Origin of the sequence: Nocardia sp. NPDC059154, from assembly GCF_042755705.1 — a bacterium.
In the GTDB taxonomy this organism is placed as follows: Bacteria; Actinomycetota; Actinomycetes; order Mycobacteriales; family Mycobacteriaceae; genus Nocardia.
Map to the genome: position 1 here is coordinate 1 of NZ_JBHZCS010000139.1, position 10,783 is coordinate 10,783.

Genomic DNA, 10,783 nt, shown 5'->3' on the forward strand with positions numbered 1-10,783 from the left:
TTCCTCACCTACGAGGGCTTCCACACCTTCGAGGAAGAAGGCAGAGTCCACGCCGCAGCCGCCGCCGGTCCCACCGACCCACGCGACATCCTCTAGCTGTCGTGTCTCAGGTTGGCTCCACTGTCACGATCTCGAAGGCCGGCTGCGCGGGGCCGATCACCGGCAAGGCCGGAAAAGTGATACCGGCGGCGCTGGTCGCGGCCCCAACGACGCTAGAGGTTATTCGGCTTCGGAACTTGACATGGCTTTGTCCGGGCTGCCATGCGGCTGTTGGTGAGTCGGCTGAAGATGTTGTGCAGCAGGGTGTTTCGCTGCCCGATCGGGGCGCGTAGGGTCTGTGTGAGTGGCTTGCGCTGCACGCCTGGGGTGGAGGTCAAGCGGGTCGAGTTCCGAAGCGGATTAGCCTCTGCGAAGAAGTAGAGCGGCGCGTGTATAGCTGCTGGTAGAGACGTCGTAACTGTCCTTGCCGCCGAGCTGACGGCGGGCAGATCGGTCGGGGTTTGGTGCGACGGTGTTTGGACTTGCGGGATCTGAAAGCTCCAAGATAGTATGTGCGCATACTAAATCGGTTTGATCGAAGGAGACTGCAAGTCATGTGGAAGTTCGCGCACACCGAGTCCACCACCGCGACCCCGGCGCAGCTGTGGAGGCACTACGCCGACCCGACCGAGTGGTCGAAGTGGGATCACGAAGTGGAGTGGGTGACGGTCGACGGCCCGTTCGCCGAGGGCACCACGGGCTCGCTCAAGCCGGCCGGTGGGCCCAAGACAAGGTTCGCGATGACTGAGGTCACCCCGAATGTGTCGTTCACCGATGTGAGCCGGCTTCCCTTGGCGACAATGACTTTCGAGCACCGTATCGAGGCCGCCGCCGAGGGCACGCGGTTTACCCATGAAATCTCGATTGCGGGGCCGCTGTCACCTCTGTTCGCTCGTGTCATCGGTCGCCGCGCGGCGGCCGAGCTGCCCAAGGCGATGCGCAAGCTGGCCGAGCTTGCCGAGGCGGCCTGACTGCGGGTCCCGGGTTGCGCTATCACCGGTTGCCGTTGTTGTCGACCAGCTTGCGGACGGTGGTTTGGGTGAGTGCGACCTTGGACGCGTGGCCGGCGGCGCTGTGCGGTTCCCCGCCGTGATCGCCTACTGAGACCAGCGCTCGAGCCGCGCGCTACGCGGCCACTACGTGCATTTGCTGATGGTTTCGCTGTTGCGGTTCTGTCCGTGAATGGCTGGCGTCGGCGGCGTGTCGAGTCCGCGCTGGCAGCGGATGCCAGCGCGGTATCAGCACTGCCGGGAAGTGTGAATGACCATGACAAAACGAGAGCGACAATGCGAGCCGCCGGGGTGATCCCGGTGGCCACACCCAGGCCCTCGACTTCGTCTGCACCGGCACGGCGACACCGATGATCTAGACCTACCCATTGGCGAAGGCCGCCGAAAAGTACTGCGGTCGAACCGGTTCGCCGCCAGCCGACCAATCTCTATCCCGCGCAAATAGGTTCGGTCAGCTACTACCGAACAAGTCTCCACTACCCCAATCACCACTACCCCAATCACCACTACCCCAATCACCACTACCCCAACCATCGACCAAGCCACCGACACCCCAGTCCCCAGTGCCCCAACCGCCGACGTCCCACGGGTAAGCGTCCTGCACCACACCGGGCACAGGCGTCGGCGCAGCCACGGCAGGAACCGCCGCCGTCATTGGAACCACCACCGCGGCTCCAACGAGGGCAGCCCTCGCGAGCGGCTGGCATGTGGCAGTTCGGCGCGTCTTGTTAGCCATCGTCATTACCTTCTTCCGGCGAACTCGTCACAGGGACCCGGCCCACCGATTGTCGAGTCCATTGACATTCCCCGACACGTCTGATGATAAGCCCGCACCGTGCTCCACCAACGTGCCTCGTTGCCGAGCCGTGGGTCCGGGATGTGGCTTGTCCGAAGGACCGGTGTGCGGGTGGAGCCGGTCGGGCTGGAGTCAGGAGTCGTCCCCGATTGCCCTCCCGGGCCTGCCAGTTCGCGTCGTTGCTGATCGGCGAGCATCCGGGTGTAGACAGTGTTCGACAGGCGGCTTTTGAGCGCGCGCAACGTTTCCATCGAGGTCTTCCCACCGGCTCTGCGGGCGTCGTAGTAGACGCGGCCTGCAGTGCGGTTGCGTAGTTGGACGATCACCATGATGTGCAGGATGCGCGCCTCGCGGCGAGGGCGCCGGGTTCTGGTGGTGGTGAATGCATGGACCTGCTCGGTCGATGATCCGGGTCGAGCAATCCGCAGCGCGTGCGGCGTCGAACTATCGAACGGTCCCGTGCATGATCGGTCGAAGGGGAGTGCTCGAGTGCAGGTGTTCATCAGCGGCCGGGTCAGCCGCTACGTAGTGAGGCCCACGTCGTCATCGGTGCACCGCGCCCGGTCGCCGGGTCCGCCCGCAGTGACCAGGTCTGCCACGTCGAAATCCGCTGGGCCGACACCATTGTGCGGCTGCACCCCCGGCCGGGGTCCGCGCGGGCGGCACTGGACAACGCGCTGTGTGAGGTCACCGAGCATCTGGGCATCGACCTGCCGGCGTTTCTCGCACACGGCGCGATCGGGCCCGCGACCACGAGTCTGCGGGGGATGACCGGCCAGGAACCGACCCGGTTGAGCGCGTCGGCCTCTGCGGCGGTCGGGGTAGTGCTGGAGTAGGACACGAACTGCCCGGTCTGGTGGTCGATGCGGTCGCACTCGCACCTGGCCAGGGTGTAGCGCAGTTGCAGGGCTCCGCGCCCGATCCCGCACACTGTGAACGGAGTCGAGCCCAGACGCTCGCCGATCGTGCGGAACAAGAGCGTGTCGGCGTTCGATCACGTCCTGCTCACCCTGCACAAACGTGTCCCGCGCTGGCCAATCGGATGGACGAGGGTCTCGCCCCAGCGGCGCGGTAGTGCACGTGGGGCGAGACCCTCGTATCGGCTCAGCGGGGTCAGGGGGTTGTGCTGCGCCGACACCTCAGCGCATACCAACAGGTCGGCCTTCTCAACCGGTCGGTGCCCGATCGTGGCTGACTGATGATGAGGTCGTTACCGGCCCCCATCCCGTCCACCCATGTCGCTGAGTGTTCGAAAACGATCGATGCGAACAATCCGCCGGCACAACGGCGTCGGACTTCGAGCGGTCCTGTAGCCGGGTGCGCCCGCGGTGACGAGGTCTGCCACGTCGAGATACGCCACCCTCGATTCGTGCACACCCTCTTCGATCCACTCGGTCTGAGCAGTACCGGACCGTAAAGAGCTGCGGTCGTTGCTGTTGCTGGGGATGGCCCGGGATCAGCTGATCGTGTTGATGAGCCACCTGCCCAGGCTCTGTGTCATCACCTCGTCGCTGTCGTCGATGCGTTCACGATCGAACTCACCGTTGGGGAACCAATCGACCTCGGCCTGGGAGCGCACTTTGATTTTCACCGGAATCCGGGGCCACCAGCCCACCCGCTCCATCAACGCGCCTTCCTCGGTCCGGTGCGGTGTCCCGTTCCAGGACACGTAGAACCCGGTCCGAGTATCGACGCCTTCGGTTTCCGACTTCGCGAGCGCGTAGCGGGCAAGCAGCGCGCCGCGCCCGAGACCACCGACAGTGAGCGGATATTCGGAACTGCGTACATCGTTGGCGAGGGTGATCGTTTCGGTGATCACCGAGGAGTTGGTCTCGAGATGGGCCGCACCGTTGTTGTATCCGACCAGAATGACGTCGTAACCAGCGGCGTGCAGGCCCGCAAGCAACGAGTACCCCTCGTTAGCGACATCCTCGAGGAGAACATCGAGATCGCTCGGCCGGTTATGGATCGAACCGGCGGCGATGATGAACGGATCGACGAGATCAGCGCCGTCGGCGGGATACAACCGCGCTTGACCAGCATCGAACTTCCAGGTCTCGGCCGGCTCGAGGATATCGGGCATCATGTCCTACCTCTCCTTCGTGCGAGCATTGCCTGTTCAGCAAGACACTTTGTGACCCAAAGGATTCCAACTCCAACCGAACCGCCGTTTCAGAAGGTGAACTGGTCGCCGTAGGCGGTGGTCTGCACCAGCCTCTCAGCGGTGCTCACCGTGGTGGTGATGAAAGGGACGGCCGATACCGGCGAGGCGCATTGGGCGATATTGAGCGCGGCATTGTTGAACGCGATGCGATGCGGGAACGTCGTGGCGGCATCCAGGCGGGCCGTCTCCGTTCTCGCAACAGTGACCTGGCCGGGTCCCACGTTCGCGAACACGCCTTCGCCCACGCCCAGATTCCCGATGACACCGGGCCTGATGACCCGACCGGGAATTCTCGCGCCCAGCCGTTGATCGGTGCCGATCTCGACACCGAAGCCGCCGTCCACACTGATCCCGCAACCGAGGATGAATCCCGCGACCGCCTGTCCAGAGGTGATCGGGCCGCCGTCGACGGTGACCGAGTAATCGCCGGACATCTGCGCGGCGTGCGAGAACGTCATGAGGAAGGTCGGTGTCCGGTCACCGGGCGGGTTCGCCTCGATGCTGTCGACCGACGCCGTCACATGAACTCCCCCACCGGAGATATCCGCACCGGGCGGCTGGGCGCGGCCGAGTCCGGCGCCACCGGCCCACAGGCCCACCACGCCCAGATTTGCCGCGACCGTAGCGGCCAGGGCGCCGGTGAACGAACCTCGCATGCCTGGAGCCTTCCGGTTCACGACGATAGGCAACTCGACAACACAGGAACAAACCCACACGGGAGGAACACCGCTTCGCAAGCCTAAACGGCGCCACCGGCCAGGCGATGTCACGGCCAGGCGTGTCGACCAGGGCACCCGGCGTCGATCCCGACGGACATCGACGCCGAAGCCGCCTCCCTCCCGCCCGGGTGGGCGGCGACCAGGACACTGACGTCGATCGGTGAAGGGTCAGGGGCCAGCGGATCCGAGCGTCAGGGCCAGTGGATCCGCGGCCGCGCCGGCACGTCCTCGATCCGGATGTCGTTCACCGACGTGGGCGCGCTCAGACGTGTTGTCCGGCGGCGGGTTTCCCACCAGCAGGTCACCGCGACCGTCGCGTAGGCGGCGGCCACCGCAACCACGGGTGCGAAGATCGCGATTGTCACCAACAGGGTCATCGACATGAGCTGCTCCCACCGCGCGGAAGGGTTCCCCGCCACACTGCGTCCGATATCGCACACCCGGAAATAGTCTGTGCCCCAACACTTCTCGATCCATCAAGTATGTGGCTCATCGCACACGATCAGCGGTCGGGGGTGTGGCCTGGGCGTCGGTGCGTCCAGGCCACCTCAGCCCCTCGGATGCGTGCCTGCCCGAGTGCGCCGGGGCCCCGCGCGCGGGTGCCCGGTCACCGGTCGGAGGGTATGCGTGTCGCCGCCGGTCACAAGGGGTGCAGCAGTTCCGCGTGGCGGCCGAACCCTGGCCTGCACCACACGATCCGGGCTGCCACCGGTGCCGGAGAAGACGCCGGTAAGCAAAGATTGTGAAACACCGGTCGCCGGTACGCATCCCGAACGGTGCCGGCAAGCATGGGCGTTCATCGATCCGGGCAGATCTGTCTGTGGCCCCGCCCAGCCTCCGGGAAAAAGAACCGGGCGGGTGGATATGCATTCCGCAGATGACCCGCCGGAGGGGAGGCGACCACGAAATATCGTAGGCGCGCAGGCCCGATCAACGCCTTCTCTGCTCTGTACGGAGGAGCCGAATTGCCCTGTTTCCGGGGCATCGTGCCGGGAGACAATCAACAGGTCGATACCGCGCGAGTTGCGTCGGTTCACGCATCGGGAGCTGCTCATGATTACGCCGGTCATACCCCACCGGCAACGGTTGACAGCACCAGAGCGCTCGGCCACCAGAGCGCTCGGCCACTGCCTGTGCTGGGCTATGTCCCGAAATCGCCGCAGAGAACACATGACGACATCTCGCGACCGTGACTCCTGGTCACAGGACCCCGCACACCAGCATGAGCTGATACATCGGCACGAGCTGACTGCCCGCCACGTCACCCGGACGGCTGGACAATACAAACACGGTGGCGGTCACCGCAGTCGGTCAGTGCATCCGCCGAAGATTCTCCGGACTACCACCGTCATGCTCGGATCCCTTGCAGCCGCGACAGTGATCGCGTTCAGTGCATCGGCGAATACGCCGACCGTCGAACTCCCACAAGTACCCGGCAGTTTCTCTGGCGAACTGTGCGGGGGCAACCTTGGCACCTGCGCGGATATCAGCCCGCACTCCCGGGGTCGTGCTGACATCCTGGTCCGGCCCTTCGACGGTCCGGAGGCGAGGCATACGCCGCCTCCGGCAACCACCACCACCCCACCGCCATTGCATCCCCCACCGCCGGTGAATCCCCCACCGCCGGCGCATCCCCCCGGTGCATCCCCACCGATATTCTAGGTCTGAGCATCGATATCGCTCGTAGGGTATGAGGCGCAATCAGATTCGGCCGTCGCGGACCAGCCGCATCAGCGCCTCGAACCCGACGCAGTTCCGTCAGCCAACCGTGACGGTTGTTGTCATTCCTTGCTCCTGATGGCCAGGGACCGAACACCAGAATTCCTAACCACCGGCCCCCAGTGTCGTAGTCAGTTGAGCGCTGGCGCCCCACTCGGTATCGGAGTGCGCGTATCCACGCTGGTGCTCAGAAAGCTGTATGGCATGCCGCGGTGCACGATCGTGGCGGCGCATTCCACCGGGGGCAGCGAGACGATCTGAAGGTCCGCGTCCTCGGTGACTCCCTCGGGGACAGGGAGGCCGACGTGCACGACGATCCCGTAGTCGCCTTCGTCAGGGGTCTCGAAGTAGACGGTGCGGGGGCCGATCGGAGCGACTCCGGCGGAGTTGAGCCGTCGGCGCAACTCGTCGAAGAGCCGGCCGATGAGCGGGCCGGTCTCGTCAGGGCAGAAGCTCGTGGCCGTCGCGTTCAGCTCAGCCAGGCGGACCGCGGGCAGTTGCCTGATTACGACGTCTTCTTGGGGCATGGAACCCTCATTCTCGATCGACCGGAGCCTCGCCTCGACCTGGGCCAGGCCCGACGCCGCCTGCGCCAGGGCCGCTTCCAGCTCGGCGCGTCGCAGTCGCAGCATCCCACGCAACTCATCGGTGCTGATGTCCTCGTCGAGGATCGTCTGCACCTGCTGCAGTGTGAAGCCGACGCCCTTCAGCGCGACGATCCGGTTGAGCCGGGACAGCTGCGCCGCCGCGTAGAAGCGGTAGCTGCTGGACTGGTCCACGTGCGCAGGGCGCAGCAGACCGATGGCGTCGTAGTGCCTGAGCATGCGGATGGAAACACGTCCATGCCTGGCGAAGTCTCCGATTGTGAACATGACGCCTTCGAGTGTTGACCCTCACACGGTGGCAGGGTCAAGGAACATCCGCGAAGACAGCCGGATCGGCACGGCCAGCTGATCTTCCGATGCCGGCGCTGGCTGGTTCGGTCAGCGCGGTATGCACTGATGACAGTACGTTGCCTGCGTGGGCGGTAGGTAGCGCGATGTCAGTCCTCGTGGTCCGTCCGCAGGAGGACGCCCGTGACCGAGGAACGGAATTCCAGACGCTGTGTCCGGGGTAGCTGAACCTCGCAGAGCTTGCCGTCATAGATCATCCAGAGGCCGAAGCAGCTGTCTTGAATCACCCAGGCGTAGCACTCGTCTGTTGCACGATTGGTGCCCTCGAACATCGCATCGCCTACCGGCGTGAAGCACTGATGCCATTCACGCTCGTCATCTCGAACGGTCAAGTGGTGCATGAGTTGTTCAGCATCTCGGCCGAGAACGATGACCTCAGCGAGGCTGCTCATCTGGCCGATTCTCCACCACGATTGCCACCGGATCTGTATCGGCGGCTCCAGTCCCAGCCGCAGCAGCTCGGCTAGTTGCGGACGTTCCGCCGGCCTCGGATGGCCACGGCCAGTTGATCTTCCGTCGCGTCGCGCTGACCGGTCCGGTCAGCGCGAAATGCGGCAAAATAGTACGTTCACAATGAGACGTGGGCGCATGGTTTGGTCAGTGGCTGCTGCCCGGGTTCAGGCTCGGTGTCGGGGTGGGCGTGATCCATTGCGAGCGAAGGAATGTCCCGGCTCGGTCCAAGGCCCAGACTGCTTCGTCGAGGACGGCGGCCATGCCTTGGAAGACGTGCGGAACCTCGGGGGTCACGTCCAGGTGAACGGATACGTTGGCTGCGGCGGCGCGGGCGGCGAAGTCGATGGAGTCGTCCAGCAGGATTTCGTCACCGCCCACTTGAATGAGCAGCGGCGGCAGCTCGTCGAGATCGCCGAACAGCGGGCTGATGAGCGGATCGGAGGGGTCGGCCGTACCGGCGTAGTAGGCGGCGCAGGCTTTTAGATCCTGCGGGGTCAGGGCTGGGTCGGCGGCGGCTCTGGTGGCACGGCTGGTGCGGGTATTGGTCAGATCCACCCATGGGGACATGACGACAGCAGCGCGGGGCTGGGGGAGGCCGGCCTGCTTCGCGGCGAGCAGGGTGGCCAGAACAAGCCCGCCACCTGCGGATTCACCGGCGAAGGCGATACGCTCGGGTGGTACTCCGCTGTCGAGCAGAGCGCCGTAGGCCGCCAGGGCGTCGTCGGTGGCGGCGGGGTGGGGCTGTTCGGGAGCCAGGCGGTACTCCACCGCGATGGCGCGGGCGTGTGCGCGCCGCGCGATATCCGAGGCCAATCCTGCACCGCCGAAGGCGGATCCGGCGGCGTAGCCACCGCCGTGGAAATACAGCACGACATCGTCGGTCTCGATGCCCGCGATGTCGATCTCGACGACCGGGATATCGCCCAGTGTTGATTCCTTCAGCCGCACATCGTCGGAAAGCGGTGTGGCGGTTTGCAATTCGCCGAACAGCGACCGGGTTACCGTCAGGTCGGCGGTGAAATCCAGTGGGGTGTCGCGCACCAGCCGGTGGACGGCTTCGCGCTGCGCCTTGCTCATTGGTCGATCCTCTCGGTCCGGATGGAACGTCTCGCGGTAGCATTACCGAGAACTTGTCTTCATGTTGAGATAATTCCTGGTAATGCACATTGCTGAGAGTGGGGTGTGTCACATGGCCGAGATGCGGCAATTGTTCGATGACCTGGTCCGGTCGCAGATCGGGTTGTGGAATCTGGCCGATGCGCGGCTGCGAGAGCAGTTGGGTACCTCGGTTGGGGTGTACGACACGCTGCGCGCGATCGCGGCGACAGATCCAGCCCGGGTCCACGACTTGGCGGACCGGCTGCTGGTCACCGTCGGCGGCATGAGCAAGGCAGTGGACCGGCTCGAGGCGCAGGGTTTGTGTGTCCGTCGGGCCAATCCGGGTGATCGGCGCTCATCGATCATCGAGTTGACCCCCGCGGGGAAAGAGCTGCTCGCGCAGGCGAACACGGTACTGGACCGCGCGTTCGCCGACGCCGTCGGAGCTGTGCTTTCTCCGGCGGAAGCGGCCGAACTGCAGCGTAGCCTCGCGAAACTCCGTAGCGTAGCTGTTTCGACACCGGCTTCGGCACGGCGCTAACCGCTCACGGGGCTATCGGATCGCTCGCTGGATGCCGACGAGCTTGCCGGGGACCAATCACGCTGACCAAGAAATCGGGGGTTCTGTCATTGCGCGATCCGGGCCCGAGTGGGACACCAGACGACGGATACACCCTGGACCGCGTTGACACCTCGGCGCCCTCCAACGAGAAGTTCCGCGCCTCCGTACAAGCCGAAAAAGTCGGCGCCGACGGCGATATCCCCCACCTGACCGAAGAATGGCTCCAGAAATACGCCACGGACATGAAACACCTCGGCTGGCTGTAGACATGCCTGAACGAGACCCGAGTGAGAACACCACGGCCTGCATTGCGCCCGGCCTGGGATCGATACGGCCAGTTGATCTTCCGATGCCCCGAGCTGGCCGGTTCGGTCAGCGCGGTCAGCGGCAGTAGCGGATGTTCCGGCACAGTGGTCGGTTCCGTCGACGGCCAGCCCGCGCGAGCCGATAATCGGAGTCGCTTGCGCCACAACAGATAAGCCTGGTTTATCGGTCGCTCCGAAGATCGATATTGATCTATAAGCCCTGACGGTGGGATCGTCTGGGAAGCAAGATCTTCCAGCGTTGCCGAGAGGAAATCGAACGCGATGACAGAGTCGTTGCCAGCAACTGCCGTCGTCCGCGTCGGGCGCGTCACCTTCGATCCGAGCCTGTACGACGCGGTCGTCGCTGCGGACAAGAAGACCTCGGAATATCTGATCCCGGCAATTCTGCGACTGCCGGGTCTTCTTCACTGGTACGCGGGTGTCTCCCCTGAAGGCTCGCTCTCCCAGGTGAGTATATGGGACTCCGAAGAGCATGCGGCGCAGATGGACGAGCTGAAGGAGATGCGGGTCAGAGCGCGCGACGATCTCGGAGCAGTCGGCGTGACGTTCACAGCTGAGACCGCGACGTACGCCAATTACCCGATCACCTGGACCATCTGACCCAGGTGCCGGAGGGAACACCAACTGCAACCAGGCGGTAATACTAGCCGCGCATCGCCCGCTCATCGGCTACTTGACACTGGCGGTAGGGCCTGATCCCGGCCAGGATCGGGTCCAGGTGCCCGGTGAGTAGCTCCCTAATCGGCTGCCCGCCAGCGTCATTGGTGTGGCTCACTATTGGCTTGCGTCTCACCGGTCACTGTGCCGGGAATGGCTGAAGGGGGGGTGCCCAGCTCGAAGTAGCGGTGCCTTCCCGCACGGACCTCGTACCCCGACACGGGAAGGACGCACCGGTGACGGTCATCATCGGAATGGACCCGCACAAACGCTCGGCCACGATCGAG

Annotated in this window: 11 protein-coding genes; 5 read left to right on the plus strand and 6 right to left on the minus strand. The window is 64.7% G+C overall.

Annotated elements, in window-relative coordinates; translation table 11 throughout:
- The first annotated feature begins 593 nt into the window (after window positions 1-593).
- Both ACFXN1_RS50290 and ACFXN1_RS50295 read left to right on the plus strand, forming a co-directional pair.
- Entirely contained in the window at window positions 594-1,010 is a 417-nt protein-coding gene (locus ACFXN1_RS50290) for an SRPBCC family protein (RefSeq protein ID WP_379446762.1), read from the plus strand.
- A 1,461-nt stretch (window positions 1,011-2,471) separates the two neighbouring features.
- Window positions 2,472-2,681 (plus strand): hypothetical protein, encoded by a 210-nt coding sequence (locus ACFXN1_RS50295; RefSeq protein ID WP_379464101.1) that lies wholly within the window; start codon window positions 2,472-2,474, stop codon window positions 2,679-2,681.
- Window positions 2,682-3,301: 620 nt separating this feature from the next.
- Here the strand turns inward: ACFXN1_RS50295 and ACFXN1_RS50300 are convergent.
- The 6 genes from ACFXN1_RS50300 to ACFXN1_RS50325 all read right to left on the minus strand — a co-directional run bounded on the left by ACFXN1_RS50300 (window position 3,302) and on the right by ACFXN1_RS50325 (window position 8,930).
- Window positions 3,302-3,928: a hypothetical protein gene (locus tag ACFXN1_RS50300; RefSeq protein ID WP_379464103.1), complete on the minus strand. Its 627-nt coding sequence runs from the start codon at window positions 3,926-3,928 to the stop codon at window positions 3,302-3,304.
- A gap of 89 nt (window positions 3,929-4,017) precedes the next feature.
- Entirely contained in the window at window positions 4,018-4,665 is a 648-nt protein-coding gene (locus tag ACFXN1_RS50305) for an MspA family porin (RefSeq protein WP_379464105.1), read from the minus strand.
- A gap of 254 nt (window positions 4,666-4,919) precedes the next feature.
- Window positions 4,920-5,111 (minus strand): hypothetical protein, encoded by a 192-nt coding sequence (locus ACFXN1_RS50310; protein WP_379396020.1) that lies wholly within the window; start codon window positions 5,109-5,111, stop codon window positions 4,920-4,922.
- Between the two features lie 1,467 nt (window positions 5,112-6,578).
- On the minus strand, window positions 6,579-7,319 hold the full coding sequence (locus ACFXN1_RS50315; RefSeq protein ID WP_379446440.1) for a MerR family transcriptional regulator: 741 nt from the start codon (window positions 7,317-7,319) through the stop codon (window positions 6,579-6,581).
- A gap of 170 nt (window positions 7,320-7,489) precedes the next feature.
- Entirely contained in the window at window positions 7,490-7,792 is a 303-nt protein-coding gene (locus ACFXN1_RS50320; RefSeq protein ID WP_379446441.1) for a hypothetical protein, read from the minus strand.
- Between the two features lie 205 nt (window positions 7,793-7,997).
- Window positions 7,998-8,930 (minus strand): alpha/beta hydrolase, encoded by a 933-nt coding sequence (locus ACFXN1_RS50325; RefSeq protein ID WP_379446442.1) that lies wholly within the window; start codon window positions 8,928-8,930, stop codon window positions 7,998-8,000.
- Window positions 8,931-9,042: 112 nt separating this feature from the next.
- Here ACFXN1_RS50325 and ACFXN1_RS50330 point away from each other — a divergent pair, with 112 nt between their 5' ends.
- The 3 genes from ACFXN1_RS50330 (at window position 9,043) to ACFXN1_RS50340 (ending at window position 10,439) form a co-directional block, all read left to right on the plus strand.
- Window positions 9,043-9,492: a MarR family winged helix-turn-helix transcriptional regulator gene (locus ACFXN1_RS50330; RefSeq protein WP_379446443.1), complete on the plus strand. Its 450-nt coding sequence runs from the start codon at window positions 9,043-9,045 to the stop codon at window positions 9,490-9,492.
- A gap of 89 nt (window positions 9,493-9,581) precedes the next feature.
- Window positions 9,582-9,779, plus strand: a complete 198-nt coding sequence (locus tag ACFXN1_RS50335) for a hypothetical protein (RefSeq protein ID WP_379446444.1) — start codon at window positions 9,582-9,584, stop codon at window positions 9,777-9,779.
- Window positions 9,780-10,100: 321 nt separating this feature from the next.
- Window positions 10,101-10,439 carry a hypothetical protein gene (locus ACFXN1_RS50340; RefSeq protein WP_379446445.1) on the plus strand — a complete coding sequence of 113 codons (339 nt, stop codon included), beginning with the start codon at window positions 10,101-10,103 and terminating at the stop codon, window positions 10,437-10,439.
- Window positions 10,440-10,783 lie beyond the last annotated feature (344 nt).